This is a genomic window from Cobetia marina (assembly GCF_001720485.1).
Lineage (GTDB): Bacteria > Pseudomonadota > Gammaproteobacteria > Pseudomonadales > Halomonadaceae > Cobetia > Cobetia marina.
Genome location: NZ_CP017114.1, coordinates 2381215 through 2405785, shown reverse-complemented (window position 1 = coordinate 2405785; position 24571 = coordinate 2381215). Strand labels below are relative to the sequence as shown.

18 protein-coding genes and 1 pseudogene are annotated in these 24571 nt (G+C 62.2%); 9 read left to right on the top strand and 10 right to left on the bottom strand.

The window, feature by feature from the left end; translation table 11 throughout:
- Nucleotides 1-53: 53 nt before the first annotated feature.
- The 7 genes from BFX80_RS10130 to gloB form a co-directional block, all read right to left on the bottom strand.
- The gene (locus BFX80_RS10130) at nucleotides 54-1364 is read right to left on the bottom strand and encodes an imelysin family protein (protein ID WP_084208778.1); all 1311 of its coding nucleotides are present in this window, start codon (nucleotides 1362-1364) and stop codon (nucleotides 54-56) included.
- A 293-nt stretch (nucleotides 1365-1657) separates the two neighbouring features.
- Nucleotides 1658-3301 (bottom strand): ABC transporter ATP-binding protein, encoded by a 1644-nt coding sequence (locus BFX80_RS10125; protein ID WP_084208777.1) that lies wholly within the window; start codon nucleotides 3299-3301, stop codon nucleotides 1658-1660.
- 8 nt (nucleotides 3302-3309) lie between these two features.
- Nucleotides 3310-4419: an ABC transporter permease gene (locus BFX80_RS10120; RefSeq protein WP_077376794.1), complete on the bottom strand. Its 1110-nt coding sequence runs from the start codon at nucleotides 4417-4419 to the stop codon at nucleotides 3310-3312.
- Nucleotide 4420: 1 nt separating this feature from the next.
- Nucleotides 4421-5509: a microcin C ABC transporter permease YejB gene (locus tag BFX80_RS10115; protein WP_084208776.1), complete on the bottom strand. Its 1089-nt coding sequence runs from the start codon at nucleotides 5507-5509 to the stop codon at nucleotides 4421-4423.
- Between the two features lie 170 nt (nucleotides 5510-5679).
- Nucleotides 5680-7575 carry an extracellular solute-binding protein gene (locus BFX80_RS10110; RefSeq protein WP_084208775.1) on the bottom strand — a complete coding sequence of 632 codons (1896 nt, stop codon included), beginning with the start codon at nucleotides 7573-7575 and terminating at the stop codon, nucleotides 5680-5682.
- Between the two features lie 371 nt (nucleotides 7576-7946).
- Nucleotides 7947-9365, bottom strand: coding sequence for a LysM peptidoglycan-binding domain-containing protein (locus BFX80_RS10105; RefSeq protein ID WP_084208774.1), 1419 nt, complete (start codon nucleotides 9363-9365; stop codon nucleotides 7947-7949).
- Between the two features lie 177 nt (nucleotides 9366-9542).
- Nucleotides 9543-10331, bottom strand: a complete 789-nt coding sequence (gene gloB, locus BFX80_RS10100; protein ID WP_084208773.1) for a hydroxyacylglutathione hydrolase — start codon at nucleotides 10329-10331, stop codon at nucleotides 9543-9545.
- A 420-nt stretch (nucleotides 10332-10751) separates the two neighbouring features.
- Here gloB and BFX80_RS10095 point away from each other — a divergent pair, with 420 nt between their 5' ends.
- The 4 genes from BFX80_RS10095 (at nucleotide 10752) to nudC (ending at nucleotide 14007) form a co-directional block, all read left to right on the top strand.
- Nucleotides 10752-11597, top strand: a complete 846-nt coding sequence (locus BFX80_RS10095; RefSeq protein WP_077376780.1) for a methyltransferase domain-containing protein — start codon at nucleotides 10752-10754, stop codon at nucleotides 11595-11597.
- Between the two features lie 191 nt (nucleotides 11598-11788).
- Nucleotides 11789-12289, top strand: coding sequence for a ribonuclease HI (gene rnhA, locus BFX80_RS10090; protein ID WP_240499529.1), 501 nt, complete (start codon nucleotides 11789-11791; stop codon nucleotides 12287-12289).
- 171 nt (nucleotides 12290-12460) lie between these two features.
- The gene (dnaQ, locus tag BFX80_RS10085) at nucleotides 12461-13234 is read left to right on the top strand and encodes a DNA polymerase III subunit epsilon (RefSeq protein ID WP_077376774.1); all 774 of its coding nucleotides are present in this window, start codon (nucleotides 12461-12463) and stop codon (nucleotides 13232-13234) included.
- Nucleotides 13234-14007, top strand: coding sequence for an NAD(+) diphosphatase (gene nudC, locus BFX80_RS10080; protein ID WP_077376771.1), 774 nt, complete (start codon nucleotides 13234-13236; stop codon nucleotides 14005-14007). Before dnaQ ends, nudC begins: the two co-directional genes overlap by 1 nt.
- Nucleotides 14008-14125: 118 nt before the next feature.
- Here nudC and BFX80_RS10075 read toward each other — a convergent pair whose 3' ends face one another.
- On the bottom strand, nucleotides 14126-14443 hold the full coding sequence (locus BFX80_RS10075; protein WP_077376768.1) for an SCP2 sterol-binding domain-containing protein: 318 nt from the start codon (nucleotides 14441-14443) through the stop codon (nucleotides 14126-14128).
- A 329-nt stretch (nucleotides 14444-14772) separates the two neighbouring features.
- Here BFX80_RS10075 and sohB point away from each other — a divergent pair, with 329 nt between their 5' ends.
- Nucleotides 14773-15867 (top strand): protease SohB, encoded by a 1095-nt coding sequence (gene sohB, locus BFX80_RS10070; protein ID WP_084208771.1) that lies wholly within the window; start codon nucleotides 14773-14775, stop codon nucleotides 15865-15867.
- Between the two features lie 231 nt (nucleotides 15868-16098).
- Here the strand turns inward: sohB and BFX80_RS10065 are convergent, their stop codons facing one another.
- Nucleotides 16099-16413 carry an ArsR/SmtB family transcription factor gene (locus BFX80_RS10065; RefSeq protein ID WP_077376763.1) on the bottom strand — a complete coding sequence of 105 codons (315 nt, stop codon included), beginning with the start codon at nucleotides 16411-16413 and terminating at the stop codon, nucleotides 16099-16101.
- Between the two features lie 507 nt (nucleotides 16414-16920).
- Between BFX80_RS10065 and BFX80_RS10060 the strand changes: the two genes are divergently transcribed.
- Entirely contained in the window at nucleotides 16921-18891 is a 1971-nt protein-coding gene (locus tag BFX80_RS10060; protein ID WP_084208770.1) for an AMP-binding protein, read from the top strand.
- A 120-nt stretch (nucleotides 18892-19011) separates the two neighbouring features.
- Here BFX80_RS10060 and BFX80_RS10055 read toward each other — a convergent pair whose 3' ends face one another.
- A complete protein-coding gene (locus tag BFX80_RS10055; protein WP_084208769.1) occupies nucleotides 19012-20613 on the bottom strand; it encodes a Na+/H+ antiporter NhaC family protein in 1602 nt (533 codons plus the stop codon).
- A 511-nt stretch (nucleotides 20614-21124) separates the two neighbouring features.
- Here BFX80_RS10055 and BFX80_RS10050 point away from each other — a divergent pair.
- The 3 genes and pseudogenes from BFX80_RS10050 (at nucleotide 21125) to BFX80_RS10040 (ending at nucleotide 24558) form a co-directional block, all read left to right on the top strand.
- Nucleotides 21125-22575, top strand: a pseudogene (locus BFX80_RS10050) (alanine/glycine:cation symporter family protein).
- A 233-nt stretch (nucleotides 22576-22808) separates the two neighbouring features.
- The gene (locus tag BFX80_RS10045) at nucleotides 22809-23474 is read left to right on the top strand and encodes a 7-cyano-7-deazaguanine/7-aminomethyl-7-deazaguanine transporter (RefSeq protein WP_077376751.1); all 666 of its coding nucleotides are present in this window, start codon (nucleotides 22809-22811) and stop codon (nucleotides 23472-23474) included.
- Between the two features lie 76 nt (nucleotides 23475-23550).
- The gene (locus BFX80_RS10040) at nucleotides 23551-24558 is read left to right on the top strand and encodes a ParA family protein (RefSeq protein WP_084208768.1); all 1008 of its coding nucleotides are present in this window, start codon (nucleotides 23551-23553) and stop codon (nucleotides 24556-24558) included.
- Nucleotides 24559-24571: the final 13 nt, after the last annotated feature.

The following is a 24571-nucleotide window of genomic DNA, read 5'->3' as shown; positions in this document are numbered from 1 at the left end:
CGGCCATGGGCGGTTTCATCACCGCCCATGGCCTGGCAATCTCGGGTGAGTGCCTAGAATTCGTGATCTGCGGTATCGGCCTTCAGTCCGCTGATGCCGACGTCGTTGGCAATCTCTTCGATCAGGCGCGTCTGCGCGACCAGGTCTTCGATGCTGGCATTGATGATCTCGGCACCCTCGGCATTGCCCGGGGCGATCATCTGATCAAACTTCATGCCGTCTTCGGCGTCTGCCGTATCCACCATCACCTGCAGCTGGCCCATGGTGGTGTCCAGCGCCTCGTGCATCTTCTCGGCCAGCTTCGGGTCATTCTGGGCGACGAGTGCGTGCAATGACGGGCCTTCGAAGGTACGGCCATCCAGCGTCACGTACGTGCCTTCATAGACGTTCTGGATGCCCTTGGCATTGTAGAAGTGCGAGTAGTGGGTGTTGTCGGAGAAGCAGTCGTGCTCGTCCTCGAAGGAATTGGCTTCCAGCGCGACCTTCATGCGCTCACCGGCCAGCTCGCCCAGTGACAGGGAGCCCATGCCGAACAGCATCTTCTCGAGGCCTTCACCGGCCGGCAGGGAGGTCAGCTCGGCGCGATAGTTGTCCTTGTCGCCCTGTGCCCACTGGCCGACCATGTATTCCAGGTCATTGATCAGCAGGTCGTTGGCCGCCAGCAGGTAGGCGCCACGGCGGTCACAGTTGCCGCCGGTGCAGTCCTCTCCCTTGGCATAGTCCGACGCCGGACGTTCGCCTGCGCCAGGCTCGAAGCCATGCATGTCCTGGCCCCAGAGCAGGAATTCGATGGCGTGGTAGCCGCTGGCCACGTTGGCCTCGAATCCGCCCAGCTCGTTCAGGGAGGCCAGCAGCTCCGGGGTGATCTCGGTAGTGTCGATCTTGTCGGCACCGATCTGCACACTGTCGTTGGCGATGATGTTGGCGCTGGCGCCCGGGTTGCCCAGTTCCGCCTGATAGCCGTCGCCTTCGACGTAGTCGATCAGGCCTTCATCCAGCGGCCAGGCATTCAGCTGACCTTCCCAGTCATCGACGATGGCATTGCCGAAGCGGAAGACTTCACTCTGCTGGTACGCCACGCGCGCCTGTTTCCAGGCAGTGCGAGCCTCGGCAAGCGTCGCCTCGGATGGAGCTTCGATCAGCGCGGCGTTGGCGGCGCGCAGGGCATTGGCGCTGGCCAGGGCATCGCTGTAGGTGGCATGGGCCACGTTGGCGTACTGGTCAACGACGGCTTCAGCGCTCACCTTGCGATCATCGTGTGCATGGCCTTCATGCGCCTGGGCGGCAGAGCCGATCAGTGCCACGGAGAGCGCGATGGCGGCAGCCAGCGGCTTGCGAGCGATAGGGTGGAAATGTGCGGACATGAGGTTCCCTTGAACAGTCTTTTATTATGCAGATCGCGTGACGCGATGTCGTGAAGGCTCGACGCGACGGTGACAGGTGACAGGTGTCATGTCGTGCGCGGTGTCGCGTGGCCCACCTCTGACGGAATCATATTGAGAACCTTTATTATTTGCAATCGTCCAGAGTCAGTCAGGCAACTCAGCAGTGCGTTCAGTGCAATGCAGGATGCCTGTCTTCTCGAGACTCGCCACATGAGGGACGAGGCCTCCGCTGCCTTGGTGGCGGGCGCGCCCTTGAGTGGCAAGCGGGACTGTCACGTCAGTCCTGCCGCCTGGATCAGGGCCCGCGTGTAGTCCTCCCTCGGATTGCCCAGTACCTCGGCAGTCGTTCCGCTCTCCACCAGCTTGCCTTCGCGCAACACCATCACGCGGTGGGCCAGAGCCCTCACCACGGCCAGATCATGACTGATGAACAGGTAGCTGAGGCCATGACGCGCCTGCAGATCGCGCAGCAGAGCGATGAGTTGCTTCTGGACGCTGCGATCCAGCGCCGAGGTGGGTTCATCCAGCACCAGCAGGTGAGGTTCGAGAATCAGGGCGCGGGCCAGCGAGATGCGTTGGCGTTGCCCGCCGGAGAACTCGTGAGGATAGCGATCGGCGCACTCGGCAGGCAGCTCGACCTCGCGCATGACCTGCGTCACGCGCTGGCGTACCTCGTCCTCTGAGAGCTCAGGCTGATGAAAGCGCAGGCCTTCACTGATGATGTCCGTGACGGGCATGCGCGGTGAGAGCGAGCCATAGGGGTCCTGGAAGACGATCTGCATCTGGCGTCGCTTGTGACGCAGGGCGTTGCGATCCAGCGTATCGATACGGGCATTCTCCAGACGAATCTCACCGCGTGCGGCCTGCAGCTTCAACAGCGCCAGGGCGAGGGTGGTCTTGCCGGAGCCCGACTCGCCCACGATCCCGAGCGTCTCCCCGCGCGCGAGGGTCAGATCCAGCGGCTGAAGCGCGATGAAATCCGCTGGACGTTTCTGGAACAGCTTGCGAGGACGCGAGAAGCGCACCTCCAGATCACGTGCTTCCAGAACGGGCGTGCCCGCATCCTCAGGGTCGAGTGGCGCGGCCACCCCTTCAGGCTCGGCGGCCAGCAGTTCGCGGGTATACGGGTGGCTGGGAGAATCGAAGACCTCTGACACCGGCCCTTGCTCGATGCATTCGCCTTCCCGCATCACGATGACGCGGTCTGCATGGCGGCGGACCAGATTGAGGTCATGGCTGATCAGGATCATGGCCATGCCCTGGTCTCGCCGCAGCCTGTCGAGCAGAGCGAGGATGTCCTGCTGCACCGTGACGTCCAGCGCCGTGGTGGGCTCGTCGGCGATCATCAAAGGCGGCTGATTGGCCATCGCCATGGCGATCATCACGCGTTGGCGCTGACCGCCAGAGAGCTGATGCGGCCAGGCCTCGAGGAGTTCTTCCGGGCGAGGCAGCTGAACCTGCTTGAGCAGCTCGATCACTCGCTGGCGTGCCGCATGGCCACGCAGGCCCTGATGCAGCCGCAGGCTCTCGCTGATCTGGTCGCCGACTCGGGCCAGGGGGTTGAGGGATGTCATCGGTTCCTGGAACACGAAGCCGATCCGGTTGCCGCGCACGCGTTGCCATTGGCGGCTCGTCAGGGCTGACAGATCCAGCCTCTCTCCCTCGAGCGTGGTGAACTCCCGCGTGCCGGTGACATGGGCATGCCCCGGCAGCAGGCCGAGACTTGCCAGCAGGCTCACTGACTTGCCCGAGCCGGATTCGCCGACGATGGCCAGACATTCGCCGCGTTTCACGTCCAGCGACAGATGCCTGACGACAGGTGTCTTGCCAAAGCGGATGCAGAGATCGTCCAGCCGCAGCACGCAGTGATCCCGGGAGCGCGGCTCGGCGTTGGCTGCTGTCGTGGCTTCATGCATTGACTGACTCATGCGTCCTGCTCCCGGGCACTGATATGACGTGGGTCGAAGGCATCGCGCAGCCCTTCACCGATGAAGACCAGCAGGGTCAGCATGATGCCGAGACTGAGAAATGCCGTCATGCCAAGCCAGGGGGCCTGGAGATTGTTCTTGCCCTGCGCGACCAGTTCGCCCAGCGACGGGGAGCCTGCCGGCAACCCGAAGCCCAGGAAGTCCAGCGCGGTCAGGGTCGTGATGGCACCCGTGAACAGGAAGGGGATGAAGGTCAGGGTGGCGACCATCGCATTGGGCAGTACATGACGCCACATGATGAGACGTGAGGGCAGGCCCATGGCGCGGGCCGCGCGCACATACTCCAGATTTCGCGCACGCAGGAATTCGGCGCGCACGATATCGACGATCCCCAGCCACGAGAACAGCAGCATGATGCCGGTCAGCCACCAGAGATTGGGTTCCACGATGCTGGCCAGGATGATCAACAGGAACAGCACCGGCAGTCCAGACCAGATCTCGATCAAGCGCTGCCCGATCAGATCGACCTTGCCGCCGAAATAGCCCTGAACGCCACCGATCAGCACGCCCAGCACGATGGAACCGGCGGTCAGCACCAGAGCGAAGAGGACCGACAGGCGGAAGCCGTAGATCACGCGCGCCAGCACGTCCCGTCCCTGGTCATCCGTGCCCAGCCAATGACGGGCATTGGGAGCCGAAGGCGCGGGAGACCCCAGGTTGAGATCCAGGGTGTCATAGGAATACGGGATCAGGGTGTTGAGCATGAAGCCCTGCGCCGCGATGGCGTCGATCACATAGGGATCGCGATAATCCGTGGCGGTCGGCAGGAAGCCGCCGAAGGTCGTTTCCGGATACTCCTTGAGCATCGGCAGGTAGAGCTCGTCCTGATAGGAGACCAGCAGTGGGCGGTCATTGGCGATCAGTTCCGCCCCGAGCGACAGAATGAACAGCACGCCGAAGATCAGCAGTGACCACCAGGCGCGCCGGTTGTCACGAAACGCCGTGATACGCCGCCGCGTGATGGGCGACAGGCGCGAGCGGTGCAGGCGTTCCGGCACGTCCTGGACGACGTTGGTCTCCCCTTGAAGGGGTGTGTCGTGACGCATCTCAAGCCTCCCGGGTCGCGAAGTCGATGCGCGGGTCGATCCACACATACATCAGGTCTGATACCAGTTTCAGGATCAGGCCAATCAGGGTGTACAGGTACAGGGTGCCGAAGATCAGCGGATAGTCGCGCTGCAGTACCGCCTCGAAGCCCAGCAGGCCCAGGCCATCGAGAGAGAAGATGACCTCGATCAGCAGCGAGCCGGTGAAGAAGATGCCGACCAGCGCCGCCGGCAGCCCCGCGATGATGATCAGCATGGCGTTGCGGAAGACATGTCCGTAGAGAATGCGGTTCTCGCTGGCCCCCTTGGCGCGTGCCGTCAGCACGTACTGCTTGTGGATCTCGTCCAAGAAGCTGTTCTTGGTCAGCATCGTCAGGGTGGCGAAGCTGCCGATGGCGGAGGCCAGCACGGGAAGGGCGATGTGATGGAAATAATCGAGGACCTTGCCAAGCGTCGAGAGCTCCTCGAAATCCGGGGAGGTCAGCCCCCTGAGCGGGAACCAGTCGAGATAGCTGCCGCCGGCGAACACCACGATCAACAGGATCGCGAACAGGAAGCCCGGAATCGCGTAGCCTACGATGACGACACCCGAGGTCCAGACATCGAAGCGTGAGCCATGCACCAGTGCCTTGCGAATGCCCAGTGGAATCGACACCAGATAGACCAGCAGCGTCGTCCACAGGCCCAGGGAAATCGAGACGGGGAGTCGCTCCAGCATCAGGTCGATCACCGGGCGGTCGCGGAAGAAGCTGTCGCCGAAATCGAACTGCGCGTAGTCGACCACCATGTCGCGGAAGCGCTCCCAGGCGGGCTTGTCGAAGCCGAATTGCTGCTCCAGCTCGGCGATCAGGGCCGGGTCGACTCCCGAGGCTCCGCGATAGGTGGAACTGGTGCCGGAGCCGCTGGTGACGCCATCGCCACCCCCACTGTTCAGCCGTGTGCTGGCCCCGGCGCTGAGGCCGTCAAGACGCGACATCAGCTGCTCGATGGGCCCGCCGGGAGCCGCCTGGACGATCAGGAAATTCAGCAACAGGATTCCAAGCAGTGTCGGAATCATCAACAGGACTCGGCGCAGAATATAGGCACCCAAGAGCAATCTCCCTGCGTGTCATGCGGCCGCCCTGTGCGGGGCGGTCCAGATGGCATCGTGTTCATTCATGGTTGAGCAATCGCCGGGGCGGGCCTTGCAGACGCCCCATGTCGGTCGTGCTGGCCAATGCCGAGGGATGCGCGGCAGTTGGCCATCTTCACGCGAGTGTTTCAGTCGTCTGACTCGTCATCAGCCTCAGCCCCGGGGACGATCCACCAGCTGTCCAGGCTCAGCAGATACTCCGGGAACGGCTGCGGATAGCCGAACTTGTCCCACAGCGCGATGCGAGTCGCCGCGAGATGCCACTGCGGCACGACATGGAAGCCCCAGCGCAGCACGCGATCCAGTGCTCGTGTGGCGCTCAGCAGGTCTTCGCGGGTCTGGGCCTGGATCAGGGCATCGGTGAGTGCATCGATGACCGGACTCTTCAGGCCGATCAGGTTGCGCGAGCCGGCGACATCGGCGTAATCACTCGTCCAGTACTCGCGCTGTTCGCTGCCGGGACTGTTGGACTGGGGGTAACTGCCGACCACGACATCGAAATCGAAGCTTCGCCGACGATTGATGTACTGGTTGACGTCGACGGTGCGGATACGCGCCTGGATGCCGATGCGTGCCAGATTGCGAATCCACGGCTGGATGACCCGTTCGAACTGGGTGTCGTAGTTGAGGACTTCCAGTGTCAGCGGCTTGCCCGTCTCATGATTGACCAGCTGGCCATCCGCGACGCGATAGCCAGCGTCCCGAAGCAGGTTGAGTGCCTTGCGCAGCCGCGGGCGCAGTTCCGTGGGCTCATCGATGGGCAGCGGGTCGCGGAAGACGGCGGCGGGCAACTGGTCCTGGAACGGCTCAAGCAGGGCCAGTTCCCGTCCTTCAGGCAGGCCATTCGCGGCCATGTCCGAATTCTCGAAATAGCTGTGGGTCTGCTGGTAGGCGCCGTAGAAGAGATTGCGGTTGACCCAGTCGAAATCGAAGACCAGTGCCAGGGCTTCGCGTACCCGCGGGTCCTGGAAGCGCGCGCGGCGTTCATTGAGCACGAAGCCCTGCATGCCGGCAGGATTGCTGTCCGGCACCTCCAGCTTCTTCAGACGCCCGTCTCTGAGCGCAGGCGTGTCATAGGCCGTCGCCCAGTTCTTGGCGCTGCTCTCCACATGCAGGTCAATGCTGCCGGCCTTGAAGGCCTCCAGCGACACGCTCTGGTCGCGGTAATAGTCATAGACCAGTGTCTGGATGTTATGGCGCCCCTTGTTGACGGGCAGGTCCTTGCCCCAGTAATCCGCGACACGCTCATAGCGTACCTGGCGTCCGGCATCCAGCGAGGCCATGCGGTACGGCCCTGAGCCAAGCGGCAGTTCCAGCGTGGCGCGGGTGAAATCACGTGTCTTCCAGTAATGCTCGGGCAGTACCGGCAGCTGACCGATGATCAAGGGCAGCTCGCGGGCGGCGTCGGGGGCCATGTCAAAGCGAACGGTATCGGTGTCGATCAGGCTGACGCGAGTGACATCGTGGTAGTAGCTCTTGAAGAAGGGCAGGCCATCCTTCATCAGCAGACGATAGGTGAAGACGACATCCTCGGCGGTGACGGGTTCCCCATCATGAAAGCGTGCGCGGGGATCGATATCGAACTCGATGGCACTGCGGTCTTCTGCCAGTCGGATCCCGCTGGCCAGCAGGCCATATTCAGTGAAGGGTTCATCGGCAGACTGGGTGAGCAGGGTGTCATAGATCAACCCGCCGAAATAATTGAGCCCTGCCACCGAGTTGCCCTTGAGGATGAAGGGGTTGGTGGAGTCGAAGCTGCCGATGGCGGCGCGAGTCATGCGTCCGCCGATGGGGGCATCAGGATTCACGTAGGGGAAGTGCGTGAAGCCTGCCGGATGTGCCGGTTCGCCATAGATGGCCAGTCCGTGCACGGTCGGCACGTCCAGGGGGGCCACGGGAGTCTTCTGATCAGTGGTCCGCGATGAGGATGCATGCGCCGGTGCAATGGCGGAGAGAATCAGAGCCCCGAGGCACAGTGCACGAAGTAGGCGTGCATGCCGAGGGATAAGAGAAGCAGCCTGCATCAAAGGACATCCTTGAATGGGGGATCATGGCGCGAAGGGCCAGGTGACAATGTCGGGCGGCACTGGTGGACACAAGGCCGGCAAGTCAACTCACTGCCAGGGGGTCCGCAAGCATCGACCTCGCCAAGAGTATCGAAGTTCCCCGTTATCGACCATTGTTCGACCACGACGAGGGCGACTGACTGGTGTCAGTGCCGGCGTTTCAGTGTCTGTTGTTGCCTCGCGGTGTCGGCCACCGAGTGTCGGTCTCCGAGTGCTGGAGGAGTCCAGGCTGACAGGTGCTTGATATCAAGACGCCCCCGCCATGGAGCATGGCGGGGGCGTCTTGATGTTGCGTACGTGCTGCGTAGGTGCTGCGCAGGCGATGGCGCTCAGTTGGCGCTGTAGAGCGTCAGCATCTGGCCCGGACGCAGATAATCGGCGGAAGAGAGCTTGTTCCAACGCGCGATCTGGCGGGTGGTGACATTGTGACGCGCCGCAATCACCGACAGCGAATCGCCACGCTTGACGCGCACCTTCTTGAGGCCGTTGGCTTCTGCGAGTTGCGCCGCTGCCACGCCGCGAGTGGCGTCAGGCACCAATAGAGGCTGACCGACCCGGATGGTGTTGCCGCTCAGGCGATTCTTCTGCTTGAGCTCCGCCAGTGTCAGTCCACTGCGCCGGGCGATGACCGACAGGCTGTCGCCACGCTGGACACGGTACTCCGCCCAGCTTTCGCGGGTCTCTTGCGGCAGGGTCTCAAGCTTGCTGAGGAAGGTGTCACGTGCCGTGGCCGGAATCACCAGCGAGCTGTCTCCCGGGCTTGTCGCCCACCGCTTGTACGCGGGATTCAGGGTGCGCAGCTCGCTTTCGCTGATGCCAGCCAGTCTGGCGGCAACGGAAAGGTCAAGCTGGCCCCGGGTATCGACAGCGGCGATTTCCGGGGTGTCCGGAATCGCCGGCAGATTCAGGCCGTACTCTTCGGGTTCACGGATCACCGCAGCCAGCGCCAGCAGCTTGGGCACGTACTCCATGGTCTCGCTGGGCAGCTTGATGTTCCAGTAATCCTCATCCCCTGAGCCGGTACGTCGGCGCGCGCGGTTCACGGTGCCGGCGCCGGCGTTGTAGGCGGCCAGCGCAAGCTCCCAGTCTCCGTCGTACCAGCGTTCGCCCTGGGACTGCAGATAATCCAATGCGGCATCGGTGGCCATCAGGACGTCCTTGCGGCCGTCGTACCAGCGGTTGCGGGTCAGGCCCATGGCATCGCCGGTCTGGGGCATGAACTGCCACATGCCGGTGGCGCCGCCGGGGTGGGCGGCATCCGGATCATAGGCACTCTCGATGAAAGGCAGCAGGGCAAGTTCGGCTGGAAGGCCGCGCGCCTCGGTGCGACGCGTCACGTAACGCAGCCAGGGGCGAGCCTGTTCGGCGATACGCTCCACGTGCTCCGGGTGCTCTTCATACCAGTCGATCCATTTGCGTACTCGAGGGCGTCCGGTGTCCTGCTGCAGCTGATAGCCGGCACGCAGGCGCTCCCACACATCATCGTAGCGCGCGGGCACCGCATCGATGGCTTGCATGAAATTCAGAGGAGCGCTCTGATGCACGCTGGTGGGTGTCAGGTCGTCGAGCGCCCGGGAGCTTGCGTTGGCAGGGGTCGCCATCAGCGGCAGGCACAGGCCGGCTCCGAGGGAGGCGAGGCGAATCAGGTAACGCAGACGTTCAGCAGTCAGTGGCAGGCGGGCCGGCGTGTCGGCGGCAGATGTCTTGATGACAGAGGTGTCGTCGGTACGGAGGTCTTGCTGATGCATTGACGGAGTACTCTTTGGCGAGCCTGCGTCGGATGGGCACGACACGGGCTCAGCATGCCGGACATTCCGGCGCAAACTGTGACTGCGGGGGCTGATCGGGATCACGAGAACCCGACCCGCTGTCACGCGAGACGCCTGCCCATCTTCAGGTCGTGGGCAGGCGCGCGGTCAGCGGGTCTAGAAGCTGTCCTTCCACTGGCGCAGTGCCGTGAAGGCTGCCAGTGACGTGAGGGGCTGGCCCTCTGAGGCAGTGAGGCGTCCTTGCTGGAGCAAGCGTTGTTGCAAGGTGGGGTCATCACTGCGCAGGAAGGGGTTGATCTGTCTTTCACGCGCGATGCGACTCGGGAGGGTCGGGCGGCCGGTCTCGCGGGCGCGCTCACACTCGGCGATCACCTGATCGCGTTGCGTGTTGTCAGGCTCCGCCGCGCGGGAAAATGCCAGGTTGGCCAGGGTGTACTCGTGAGCCGGGAAGACGAGGGTGTCTTCAGGGAGTGATGTCAGGCGCGTGAGTGACTGGTGCATCTGCTCTGGTGTGCCTTCGAACAGACGGCCACAGCCCGCACTGAAGAGGGTGTCCCCGCAGAACAGCAGCCCCGGCATGCCGGCACTCACGAACGCGATGTGGTCCAGTGTGTGGCCGGGCACTTCCAGGACATCGAACAAGCGTCCCTGCACGCGCACGCTGTCACCATCGGCGACACGCACATCGATTCCCTCGATGGCCGGGTTGTGCGGGCCGACCACGCGAGGGCGGTAGCGCTTGATCAGCTCGGGGAGGCCGCCGGTGTGATCCTGATGGTGGTGAGTGATCAGAATCGTGTCCAGAGTCAGGCCGCGGGTTTCCAGAACCTCGATCACCGGTGTGGCATCACCCGGATCGACGACGGCAACCGTGTCGCTGTCGTCGCTCTGGATCAGCCAGATATAGTTGTCCTGAAAGGCCGCTATGGGCGTAACGCTCATCATGGTGGTCAGGTACTCTTGTCGTGTCGGTATCCCATTGCGTGACGGGGGAGGCTGCCGGTGACGTGACCGAATGAAAGAACTTGGCAGTTCCGTCCCGCTGGCGATTGGCGCAAGCCTTCGCCAGGCATATGGTGGATACGATGTCTTCAAGTGATGTCGAGGCCATTGCTCACGGAGGTTTTGGCGTGGCATCGACGATGCGATTTCTCATCGGACAGCCCGGGGCGTTCATCGCCGCTCTTTTCCGGGGTGTCTGGCGTTGGCAGCGCGCAAGCGGCTGACGTATCGCCATGCAAAGGCGTAAAGCCTGCCGAGCAAGCGGGTAAGTGTCAAACCTCTTGTGGTGTGAGAATGTAGAAGTGTGTGACATCTTGCTTGCGCGTGGGGCGCTCCCCCATGAAAGAGACGGGAGATGCAGGGATGTGGAAAAGTCGCTCACGCGGGGCGGATTCCGCTGCGCAACTCACCCCGGAAGCGCGTCGCCGACAGCACGCGCGGCTGCTGGGCGCCCACGTGCGAGCGATGCGCGCCTTTCTTGAAGGGGCGGACGGCAAGGACATTCTCATCGCCGAGCGCGAGATGTTGACGCCGCTGTTCGAGCGTTGCTTCGGCTTCCACAGTCTGTGTCTGGGGCCGGGAGACAATGACCTGCTCTCCTTGTCTCCCATCCGGCATGCCATCCATTGGGCGCCGGAGCCCGCCCTGGCCCAGTCGCCATCGACCCTCATCTGCCCGCTCACTCAGCTGGCCCTGCCAGATGAAAGCATGGACATGGTGATGATCCATCATCTGCTGGAGGTCGCGCCGGAACCCCATCGCCTCTTGCGCGAAGCGGCGCGTGTCCTGCGCTCCAGCGGTTGTCTGATCATCGTCGCCTGGCAGCCGATGTCCGGGGAGGGTCTGCTGCGCCTCGACCCCCGGCGGCGGCACATCACTCCCTGGGAAGGCAGCTGGCGCACCCCGGCGGCGCTCAGGGACTGGTTGGCCTTCGTGGACTTCGAGATCGAGCGTATCGACTACGCGGGATTTCATCTGCCTGGCTTGCGCCTGCGCCATGGTTGGCTCGAACGGATGGGACGCCGTTACAACCTGCCTCTGGGCAGCCTGATGCTGATACGGGCCCGTCGCAATGTCGGGTACGTGCAGCCTCTGAATGCCAAGCGCTCACGCGTGGCGATTCCCGGTGTCGCCATCGGGCAGGTGACCCGCCTGCATTCACGCGACAATCATGACTCCCGTTCGTCGGATGACTCGGGCAAGGTGTGAGCCGTGCAGGGCATGCCGACACGCCGTCCGTGTCGCCAGGTGGGCTGACATGGACTGTAAGGACACACAGGTCGCTTTGCCGCTATCCGGCATGAGCGGTTAGAATGTCGCCCTGGCAGCAAGCCCGCGTCGAAGTGACGTCGCGTCGTGTCATTGCCTGTGTCCTGTCCTTTCTCCAAGAGTGTTCCCCTGTGAGTCACAGTGTCTCCTCGTCCGATCTCGCCAATGATGCCTCCTCAGCCGCCCCCAGCCCTCGGGTGGTCATCCATACCGATGGTGCCTGCCGGGGAAATCCCGGCCCGGGAGGGTGGGGAGCCATTCTCGTCAGTGGCAAGCATCGCAAGGAACTCAAGGGCAGCGAACAGGACACCACCAACAATCGCATGGAGCTGATGGCCGCCATCGAGGCCCTGAAGGCGTTGACCCGGCGCTGTGACGTGGTGCTGTGGACGGACTCCGAATACGTCAAGAATGGCATCACCAAGTGGGTCCATGGCTGGGTCAAGCGCGGCTGGAAGACGGCTGCCAAGCATCCGGTCAAGAATGAGGCGCTGTGGAAGGCGTTGCTGGAACAGAGTCAGCGTCATGATATCGAGTGGCGCTGGGTCAAGGGCCACAGTGGCGACGAAGGCAATGAACGTGCCGATAGCCTTGCCAATGAAGCGATCGATGAGATGCAGTCACGCCGTTGAGCACGCGGCCACTGGCCCGGCAGCTCAGAGTCAGGTGTCACTGAGTCAGACGCCACTAAGTCACAAACCTCAGCGTCAGAAGCACCAGCGTCGGATACATCAGGACCAGTGTCTTCAGAGCCAAGTTCACCCGGACCCGTTCACCAGGTCCCGTTCACCAAGAGGTCTGAGATGCGTCAGATTATTCTCGATACCGAAACGACCGGTATCGACCCGAAGGAAGGCCACCGTCTGATCGAGATCGGTGCGGTGGAGATGATCAATCGCCGTTTGACGGGGCGCACTTATCACCAGTACATCAATCCGGAGCGATTGATCGATGAAGAGGCGATCGGCGTCCACGGCATCACCGATGAACGGGTCGCCAATGAGCCGGTCTTCGCGGACGTGGCGGATGCCTTCTGGGAGTTCATCAAGGGCGCCCAGCTCGTCATTCACAACGCGCCCTTTGACGTCGGCTTCATTGATCATGAATTCGGCCTGATCAATCCACGGCGTAGCCAGCCGCTGGGGCCGGTGGCGGAACACTGCGCGATCCTCGATACCCTGAAGCTCGCCCGTGAGAAGCACCCCGGTCAGCGCAACAACCTGGATGCGCTGTGCAAGCGCTACGATATCGACAATGGGCACCGCGTGCTGCACGGTGCCTTGCTGGATGCGGAGATCCTCGGCGACGTCTATCTGGCGATGACCGGCGGGCAGACGGCGCTCGGGCTGGACGACATAGACGATGGTGATGAGGGAGAGGGCGGCATTGTCGGGGTGCGTCGCCTTCGGGCGGACCGCCCGCGTCTGGTCACGCCCGGGCTCTCGGCGCTGGAGCTTGAGCGCCATGCTGCCTGGTGCGAGGAAATTCGTGCCAAGACAGAATGTGCCTTTGACAAGGTGGCGATCGACGCGCTGGGCAGCCTTGACGGCAGAGGCAACCCGGGAGGCGCTGTCTGATGCTGATACGTGATCTGTCACGAGTGAACCAGCGTCAGGGGTACCTGATTCGCATCGGGCGCGACGGGGTCGCCCCGGCGCCCGATGGCGGCATCATTCAACCGCCATGCGACTGGCCATCCGGCGCGATTGCACTGGGAGAGTGGCAGGGGGCGCCGATCGCCGTGCTTGGCGAGAATGGGTCTTCCGAGTGGCCAGGCGCTCGGCAATGGTTGCATTCACTGCCCAGAGAGCAGTTCCCGCTGCTCTCAAGTGCCCTGCAGGTGCTCAAGTGGGCGCGGGACCATCGTTTCTGTGGACGTTGTGGCAAGCGAATGAAACGTCTGGAACATGAGTTCGCGATGCACTGTACCGGCTGCCAGCATCGCAGCTATCCGCGAATCTCGCCCTGCATCATCACGCTGATCACGCGTGGGCGTGAGTTGCTGCTGGCACGCAGTCCGCGTTTCGGGCCCGGCATGTACTCGACCCTGGCCGGCTTCATCGAAGCCGGGGAAAGCGCCGAGGAAGCGGTGAGGCGCGAGGTCCTGGAAGAAGTGGGTGTCGAGGTCGGGCGCGTGAGTTACTTCCAGAGCCAATCCTGGCCATTTCCCCACTCCTTCATGTTGGGATACTACGCCGAATATGCGGGCGGGGAGATCGCTATTGATGGCCATGAGATAGAGGATGCCCAGTGGTTCACACCTGAATCCTTGCCTGGCTTGCCGCCGAAGTTCTCGATCTCGCATGCCTTGATCGACAACTTCCTGCGCTCGGTGGCCAGCGGCCGCTGACGCCTGGCACTCCGGGCTGTCAATGAAAACGCCCCTGCCAATGGCAGGGGCGTTTTCATTGACGGTATCGCTCATCGAGCGATACCGATCAGCAGAGGTCGCATCCGCTGTTCTGCCGTCACTTGTTCGGGAAGAGAGAGGTCAGCTTGGTGGCCAGCATGATGTTGCCGGTCGCTTTCAGGCGGCCCGTCATGAAGGCCTGCATGCCGTCGACTTCGCCCTTCATCACGCCCTTGAGGGTATCGCTGTCAGTGGACAGCGTGACGGACGGATCGTCGTGCTCCCCTTCGCCCACGTCCAGGGTGCCATCCTTGACGACCATGTAGTAGTCATCACTGTCGGTGATGTTGAACTGGAAGACGTCGTTCATGCCCTTGGCGGCGTCCGGGTTGAAGCGACTTTTCAGCATCTCGATGACGGCGTTGGCGTCTGCCATGGCAATATTCCTTTTCAATGGTGAAGGCTGGGAAAGTGGATATGGGGTTCAGCACTTTCAAGGCTGTGCATCAGACTATTTCAAACGATCGTTCCAATCAAGCGCCGAAGATGATCTCCTCCGTTGCAGCGGCCCTTGCGCTGACCGGATCAACCCGCGTTGTGCCACCCTGTCTCGCAGCGCCGTGCTCGCCTTGCAGAGAGGGTCGTTTGCCCCCATGTAGCAGGAATCTCACAGCTGGCCTGGTGGCCGCTAAAGTCGTTGTCCGTCAGACAGATCCGTGCAGGTCGCGGTGTCCGACGACACCCATGTCGTTCAGGAGCAAGTGCATGCAATGGTTATCGGAATATGGCCTCTTTCTCGCCGAGGCAGTCACGGTGGTGGTGGCCATTGGGGCGATCATCCTCATGATCGTGCGTGCCCGTCACGGGGACAGTGGTGAGCGCGAGGCTCGCCTCAAGATTCGCCCCTGGCATGAGCGCATGCAGCACCTCCAGCGGGAATTGGGACAGGCCGGGTTGGAAGATGCCGAGCGCACCGCCAATGCCAAGGCACGTGCCAAGAAGGAGAAGCAGGAGGCCAAGTCTCTCAAGAAGGCGCTCAAGGCCAAGGCGAAGCGCAAGCCTTCCGATGATGTTCAGGAACAGGACTCCACTGCCGGGCGTCGGGTGTTCGTGCTCGACTTCGTCGGCGATATCAAGGCGACGGGAGTGGAAAGCCTCGCCGAGCAAGTCACCGCGCTGGAAGGCGTGCTGACCGACAAGGATGAAGTGGTACTGCGACTGGAATCTGGTGGTGGCCTGGTGCACGCCTACGGTCTGGCCGCCGCACAGCTGGATCGTCTGCGTGCGGCAGGCGCGCGTCTGACGATTACCGTCGACAAGGTGGCCGCGAGTGGCGGGTACATGATGGCGTGTGCCGCTGATCACGTCGTGGCGGCGCCGTTTGCCGTGATAGGGTCCATCGGCGTCGTGGCACAGGTGCCCAATGTGCACCGTCTTCTCAAGAAGCACGATGTCGATGTGGAGATCCTGACGGCTGGGCGTTACAAGCGAACGCTGACGATGCTGGGGGAGAATACGGAAGAAGGGCGTGAAAAGTTCCTGTCTGACCTGGCCCGCACCCATGACCTGTTCAAGCAGCACGTCGGTAACCGTCGTCCGCAACTGGATGTGGAAGCCGTGTCACAAGGGGACATCTGGTATGGCAGCGAGGCGATCGCGATCGGTCTGATCGATGAGGTGGGCACAAGTCAGGCGCTGCTGGCCGGCTATCTCAAGCAGGATCTCAAGATATTCGAAGTCAGTCTCGAAAAGCCGCGTCGCATGATGGATCGATTCGGGAAGGGGGTGACGCTGAGTCTGGATCGTGTGCTTGACCGCGTGCTGGAGCGCAATGTCGAGTCACGCTGGCAGCAGCACTGAGAACTTCGCGAATCGTGATCTGCAAGCGCCAGGCCCTGCACGAATGCAAGTCTGCGGGCAATGGCGGCCATTCCCTGGCCATCCGTCAATCGAGGAGTGAGGAAGGTGCGAGAGACCCGGTGATGTTGCGGGTCTGGCTCAGCCTGGTCATGGCATCACGTCACGACAGGGCGTGACCGGATGACCCGATGGCTTCCCTCAAGGGCGTCAGTCTTCGACTGGCGCCCTTTTTCAGCGATAGAGTTGTTGAAGCGTGCGGATCACGCCTGCAGCGTTGGGGCCCAGCAGTGAGTAGTAGATGGTCTGTGACGCCCGGCGAGTCCGCACCATGCCTTCGCGACGCAGAATGGCCAGATGCTGCGACAGGGCTGACTGGGAAAGTTCGAGACGTGAATTCAGTTCACTGACCGACATTTCGCTTTCACTGAGCAGGCAGAGAATTCGCAAGCGATTTTCGTTGCCCATCGCCTTCAACAGGGCAGTGGCTTCCTCGATCACGCGATCACCTGCCTGGTGTAACGTGATGACATCATCTTGCGCAGGCATGGCGGGTTTCCTCGCGGTTGAGACCTTGGCATTCATTGGTGAGCTCCGGTGCTGTCTGGGGGATTCCATCATCAGATTGGCCGTCCTTGTGGTGTCAGGCATGAAGTATCCTTGTTTTAGTGAATCATCAATAACTCCGCGTGCTACGTCCAAGGCAATATTAAACGATAAATCATCGAGGGTGGCCTGATCAGGGGTGGACTTTTCCTTTTCCTGACGCTGGTCGACATACGGTCGTTCGTTTCACTGCGTGTCGATGATGTCATACGACGAACTGACCAGGGTTGGATGCCTCATCTGACATTCACACGGTCGGGTTTTGGCCTAAGGTTCTGATAGTGCGCATGCGCGTCACCTGCCATCAGCGTGGTGGGACACTTGGGGTCGCCAGCTGCCGGCATCTTCCAGGCGCAGTCCCCGAGTCGAAGGCGCGTAAGGCGTGATACTGCTTTCTGATGGCAACGCCATGCCATGAACCCCGTGCCAGCATCGTCAACGAGGTAAGCCATGCCTGAGACCGCCAAGCGATCCGCACGCGAGCACTACGAATCACTTGTCTCGCGTGCCAATCAAGCGCCAGAGGACTTCTGGGCTGAGCAGGCCAGGCGCATCGTCTGGTTCCGTGATCCAGCGACCATCCTGGCTTGGGATGCCCAGGAGCACGCCCGTTGGTTCATTGATGGCGAGATGAATATCTGTCATGCCGCGCTGGATCATCACGTGGCCAATGGCCGCGGGGATCAGGTGGCGCTCTACTGGGACTCTCCCGTCACTGACAGCAAGTGCCAGTACACCTATCGAGAGCTTCGCGACGAAGTGGCCAGGCTGGCGGGTGCCCTGCGTGACAAGGGGGTCGAGAAGGGTGATCGCGTGATCATCTACATGCCGATGGTGGCGGAGGCCGCGATGGCGATGCTGGCCTGCGCACGCCTGGGGGCGGTGCATTCCGTGGTCTTCGGAGGATTCTCCCCCAAGGAGCTGGCCGTACGGATCGATGATGCGACGCCCAAGGTCATCCTGTCGGCCTCCTGTGGCATCGAGGTCGACCGTGTCATTCCCTACAAGCCGTGGCTGGATGAGGCGATCGAACTTGCGACGCATACGCCAGAGGCCTGCCTGATCCTGCAGCGTGAGCAGCAACTAGCCACCCTGGGGCCGCGAGACCACGATTGGCAGGAATGTCTGGCGCATGCCCAGGCCACGGAAGCGGTCAGCATGCTGGGAAGCGAGCCGCTCTATATCCTCTATACCTCAGGCACCACCGGGACGCCCAAGGGTGTGGTGCGCGATCACGCCGGCTACGCCGTGGCACTGCATTACTCCATGGAAATTCTCTACGGGACCCGCCCGGGGGACACCTTCATGGCAGCCTCCGATATCGGCTGGGTCGTGGGGCATTCCTATATCGTCTATGGCCCGTTGCTGGTGGGAGCCTCGACGGTCATGTATGAAGGCAAGCCGGTCAGGACGCCGGATGCCGGAGCCTTCTGGCGCTTGATCGAGGAGTATCGGATCAACTGCTTCTTCACGGCACCGACCGCCTTCAGAGCCATCAAGAAGGAAGACCCCGACGCCAGCCTGATGGCCGGGCGTGACCTGTCCAGTCTGCGCAGCCTGTTCCTGGCGGGGGAGCGACTCGATCCTCCCACCTATCATTGGTTGAATGACCTGCTGCCAGTGCCGATCGTGGATCACTGGTGGCAGACGGAAACCGGCTGGCCGGTCGCGGGAAATCTGCTCGGTCTCGACATGATCACTCGGCAGGGGAGTGGTCCCCGAGCGCCGGTCGAGGCACGCGCGGGCAGTGCGACCTGGCCGTTGCCCGGTTTCAATGTGCAGGTGCTCGATGGCCTGGGAGACGAGGTCGAACCCGGAGTGCAGGGCAACGTGGTCATTCAGCAGCCGCTGCCGCCCGGGTGTCTCACGGGGCTCTATCACAATCCCGCGCGTTTCCACGCCGCCTACCTGGCGGCGTACCCCGGCTACTATCTGACGGGAGACGGCGGCTATCTTGACGAGGACGGCTACCTCTTCGTGATGGGGCGCATCGATGACGTCATCAATGTGGCAGGGCATCGCCTGTCCACCGGGGAAATGGAACAGGTCCTCGGCTCACACGAGGCAGTGGCGGAATGTGCGGTGATCGGCATCGAGGATTCGCTCAAGGGCGAGATGCCGCTGGGACTGGTGATCATCAAGGATGCCTGGCGCGGTGACGAATCTGCTCTTCGTCAGGCGCTGGCGCAGCGTGTGCGCGATGAGATAGGGGCGATCGCCTCGCTCAAGGACGTACTGATCGTCGAGCGGCTGCCCAAGACACGCTCCGGCAAGATTCTGCGCAAGATGATCCGTCAGATCGCTGCGGGAGAGCAGTACCAGATTCCCTCGACCATCGATGACCCGGCGAGTCTGGAGGATGTGCGTGAGGCATTGAGCGATGCAGGCGTCGGTCTGGCCGGGCAGGCGCGCAGTGCTTGAGTGACGTGAGCATTGCCGGTGAGTGAACGCTTGGGCGCAGATCGCGCCTGCCGCAAACACAAGGCCCCCGTCATGAACCATGACGGGGGCCTTGTGTTCTTGCGTGGAGCGATCAGTCCATCAGGTGCGTGCGACCACGGGGTTGGCGCGTTCCCGACGGGCAAGCCAGGCGATGCTGACGACCAGCAGCCCTGCCAGACTCAGCCAGCCGAACAGCGTGCTGTCGGTCAGGCCCATCACCAGGTACGCCAGCAACGAGATGCAGGCGCCCAGCAGCGCGTAGGGCAACTGGGTCATGACGTGATCGATGTGATGGCAGCTCGCGCCCGTCGAGGACAGGATGGTGGTGTCGGAAATCGGTGAGCAGTGGTCACCGAAGACCGAGCCCGCCAGTACGGCACCCATCATCGGCAGCATCATCGCGATCTCGGTGGCTGCCGCCATGTCTCCGGCGATCGGCAGCATGATGCCAAAGGTGCCCCAGCTGGTGCCGGTGGCGAAGGCCATCAGACCGGACAGCACGAACAGCAACATCGGAAGCCAGGTGGGGGAGACCACGCCATCCACCAGCGTCGCCAGGTATTCGCCCGTGCCGAGTGAGCCGATGATGCCGGTCAGCATCCAGGCGAACACCAGGATATAGACGGCCGGCAGCATCGAGCGCGCGCCCTGGACGATGGCACCGATGCTGCGGCCAGTGCCCATGCGGTGACGCAGCAGCATCATCACGGCGGCGAGCAGGCCGATGGCACCGCCGATGATCAGCGATCCTGCGACATCGGTCAGCTCGAAGGCACGCACCAGGCCGAATGCCTCGCCCTTGGCGGCCAGCGCACTGGCGCCGGTCTGCACGATCATGAAGAAGGTGGCGATCACCAGCACGATGATCGGAATCAGCAGATCCACGGGGCGGCCACGTTCCGACTCTTCGACATGGGTGTTGCCGGGAGGATTGCCACGGCTGGCGTCAAACAGCTCGCCATCACGCGCGGCGATGGCATGTCGGCGCATGGCACCGAAGTTGATGTCGAACCAGGCCGAGGCGATCACCAGCACCAGCGCCGCAATCGCGTAATAGTTGAGCGCGGAAAGCTCCAGGAAGGCACCGAAGGGGCTGACATCGGTGATGTGGTGCGTGGCCAGGATTCCAGCGATCAAGCTGATGATGTAGGCGCCCCAGCTGGAGATGGGGGTCAGCACGCATACCGGTGCGGCGGTGGAGTCGATCAGATAGGCCAGACGAGCCCGCGACAGGCCCTGGCGATCCGTCAGGGGGCGGCAGATGTTGCCGACCGCCAGGCTGTTGAAGTAGTCATCGATGAAGATGAAGACTCCCAGCAGGACGGTCATCAGCTGCGAGCCGCGACGGGTAGTGACCCGTTCACGCGCCCAGTTGCCGAAGGCGCGCGTGCCGCCGGCCAGAGTGATGACACCGACCATCGCTCCGAGAGCGAGCAGAAACAGCAGGATATAGACATTCCAGCTGTTGAGCGTGACATCGGCCAGTTGACCGCTGTCCGGCAGCTCGACGAAGACCGCGACCAGCTGGCGCCAGAGATAATCCAGCGTGGTGAGCGGTGAGAAATCATTCAGCAGCAGAGCGCCAGAGACAATACCCAGCCCAAGGGAGAGCATGACGCGACGTGTCAGTATTGCGAGACCGATGGCTATGATCGGGGCGAGCAGCGAAAGCGGGGACGCCGCGTAGCTGGTCAGTTCCATGTATCACCTGTTTTCAAAGGCAGGCGCCGGGACAATGCGCGCTGCCGGGTGCCGTAATGGCTGTTAGGGTGCGTGGGCGTCAGGGAAGAGCACCGTCCTGATGTGGCGCATCCGACCGGCCGCAGTCGTGGTGTCGCAACTGGGGGAGGGCGTCGCTGATGCGCCGAACACGTCCTGCAGCATCAGGCTGACCGATGCCTGCAGGTGGGAAGGGGGCGCATTATGCCCGAGAGGACCAGACAGCGAAACATTGCCTTGTGCATCTAAAGTCTAGGATGCAGTGAAAAAGACCGACATTTCGCCGGTTCCCCACTAGAATCCCGCTGTGAAACGCCAATGTTCAGTATGCTCTTCTTGCTAATCCGTGTCGGATATGAAGAATGGCGCTCACCAAAGCATGTCGAGCAACCCTTTCGTAGTGGTTGCTCGCTGCCAGCGGCAGGAAGGCCATGGCTTTTCACGCCGCCTGGCAGCGTCGACAAGATCAAAAACCCGCCAAAGCGAGACCGACATGTCGGAAACAACGTCCATCATTCCAGCGCCGATTCTGGCGTTGATCGATGCAGGCAATGGCCTGCTGTGGGGCAGCGTATTGATCTACCTGCTCATCGGAGCGGGTCTTTTCTTCACGGTCATGACCAAGGGCATCCAGTTCCGCTACTTCGGGCACATGTGGAAACTGCTGGCCACCTCACGTCAGGGTAGCGAAGGCGGGATCTCCTCCTTCCAGGCGCTGGCCACCTCCCTGGCGGCACGTGTCGGTACCGGTAACCTGGCCGGTGTCGCCGTGGCGATTTCCTTGGGTGGCCCGGGTGCCATCTTCTGGATGTGGATGACGGCACTGGTGGGCATGTCCACCAGTTTCATCGAGTCCACCCTGGCCCAGGCCTACAAGGTGTCACACGATGACAATACCTTCCGTGGTGGCCCGGCCTACTACATCGAGAAGGGCCTGGGGCAGCGCTGGATGGCGATCCTGTTCTCCGTGTGTCTGATCATCGCCTTCGGTCTGGCCTTCAACTCCGTGCAGTCCAACTCCATCGCGCTGGCCATGGAGCAGGCCTTCAGCGTGCCGCCGTGGATCATGGGCGTGATTCTGGTCGTGGTGATGGTGCCGATCATCTTCGGTGGCATGAAGCGCATCACGCGGACCGCCGAGCTGATCGTGCCGATCATGGCGCTGCTCTATCTGCTGCTGGCCATCTTCGTCGTGGCGATCAACATCACCGAGCTTCCGGCGGCACTGGGCACCATCTTCCGCAGCGCCTTCGGTCTTGAGCAGGCAGCAGGTGGTGCACTGGGCTACACCATCGCGCAGGCGATGATGAACGGCATCAAGCGCGGTCTGTTCTCCAATGAAGCCGGCATGGGCTCTGCGCCGAATGCCGCGGCGATGGCGACCACCCGGCACCCGGCCTCCCAGGGCTTCGTCCAGATGCTGGGCGTCTTCATCGATACTCTGGTCATCTGCACCGCAACCGCTGCCATCATCATCATGAGCGGCACGCTGGGCAACGATGGCGGCAATGATGGTATCCAGATCACCCAGGCGGCGTTGACCTCGCAGGTCGGCAGCTGGGGGGTGGCTTCGTGGCGATCGCCATTCTGCTGTTCGCCTTCACCTCGCTGGTGGCGAACTACTCCTATGGCGAGTCCAACATCGAGTACATCTCGGGCAAGAAGAACGCCAAGCCGGTCATCATGATCTATCGCTTTGCGGTGCTGGGCATGGTGATGCTGGGCGCAGTCGCCAGTCTCAAGAACATCTGGAACTTCGCTGACCTGTCGATGGGGGCGATGGCGCTGATCAACCTGATCGCCATCCTGCTGCTGTCGCCGCTGGCCTTCCGGATCTTCAAGGACTACGACCGTCAGCACAAGGCCGGTCAGGAGCCGACCTTCGACCCCGAGAAGTTCCCGGAGCTCAAGGGCAAGGTCGACCCCGCCATCTGGAAGAAATGAGCGTCACCCATGAAAGCCCGCGGTGCGGAATGAGGCGTCCACCTCTCCCTGACCACCCGGTCAGAATCTCCGTGAGTTGACATGCCAATGGCCGCGCATCGTGATACGATGCGCGGCCATTCTGGTTCTCGACGGCGAGATATCGCGCGAGATACCGTCAATCGTCAGCTGTTATGCCGTCTGTCAGGGTTCCCTCACCCCTGCTGTTGGCCTGGAACCAAAAAGGACCTCAGATGCTCCTCCTCACCGCGAGTCAATCGCGTCGTGCGCTCGTCGCACTGTCCCTGTTTCATATCCTGATCATCACGGCCAGCAACTACCTGGTGCAGTTGCCGATGACACTGTTCGGCTTCCATACCACCTGGGGTGCCTTCAGCTTCCCGTTCATCTTCCTGGCCACTGACCTGACCGTCCGGCTGTTCGGCAAGGTACATGCTCGCCGCATCATCGCGCTGGTCATGCTGCCGGCATTGCTGGTCAGCTACATGATCTCGGTGATCTTCCATGGCGGCAGCCTTGCCGGGATCGAGGCGTTGGGCGAGTTCAATCTGGTCGTGGCACGCATTGCGCTGGCGAGCTTCATCGCCTATGTGATCGGCCAGCTGTTGGATATTCAGGTCTTTGATCGTCTGCGTCGCAATGCTCACTGGTGGGTCGCGCCCATGGCATCGACGCTCTTCGGCAATCTCGCCGATACCTTCGCCTTCTTTTCGGTGGCATTTCGCAATGGCCCGGACGTCTTCATGGCGGCGCATTGGGTCGAGATCGCCTGGGTGGACTACGCCATCAAGTTGATCATTTCGCTGCTGCTCTTCCTCCCGATGTACGGTCTGTTGCTTGGCTGGTTGACGCGTCAACTGCTGGCGAGAGGCTTCATCGCCGGGCGTGAAGGCGCCTGATCAGTCCGACATCTCCCTGTACTCGAATTGCCGCCACGATGTGGTAGCCTTGAGAAAAACAGGGAGTTGATCTGCAATGAAAATCGCGGCGGTGTACAGCATCAAGGGCGGTGTCGGCAAGACGGCTTCTGCCATCAACCTCGCGTATGTCGCTGCCAACAGTGGTCTCAGAGTGCTGTTGTGGGATCTGGACCCTCAAGCCGCAGCGACTTTCTATGTGCGGACCAAGCCCAAGCTCAAGGGCGGCGTCGAGAAGCTGATCAGCGGCAAGCAGGACCTGTCACGCGTGATCCGGGCGACCGACTATCGCAATCTGGATGTCCTGCCGGCCGAGTTCTCCTATCGCAATCTCGATCACATTCTCGAGGAAGAGAAGCGCTCTCGCCTGCGCAAGGTATTGAAGCCGGTGCGTGACGATTACGACCTCGTCATCCTGGATTGCCCCCCGAGTATCTCGACTCTCTCCGAGCAGGTCTTCGCGGCCGCTGATACGTTGCTGGTCCCGATGATTCCGACGGTGTTGTCACTGCGCACGCTGGAGCAGCTCAATGCCTATCTGGCCGAGATCGATCTCGATGTGCCTGTCTGGCCATTCTTCACGCTGGTCGATCGTCGCAAGACCTTGCACAAGGATGTGATGGAGTCCCTCAAGCAGGACCATCCGCTGCAGCTCAGTGGGCATATTCCTTACTCCAGCATCGTCGAGCGCATGGGAATCGAGCGCAAGCCGGTGCCGGTCTTCTCGCGCAACAGTGCTCCGGCGGCAAGCTACCGAGAGTTGTGGAAGGAAGTCGGCCAGCGCCTCGGGCTGCTCAAGGAGCCGGCAGCTGGTGAGGGGAAGGCAGACGCAGACGCGAGCATGCCTGAGACGAGCACGACCGCTGGCACGTCCACTGCCAATCAGTCCGCTCAGCCCTCGGACAAGCCGGATGTCGGCATCGGTTCCAAGGCCAGGGCAGCCAGGTCGTCCACCGCGAAATCGTCTGGCAAGCCCTCTGGCAAGCCCTCTGACAAGTCTTCCGGCAAGTCCTCCGGGAAGGCGGGAGCCAGGCGCAGCAAGAAGGGCGGCAACCTCGGCGATTGATGCCCAGCATCTC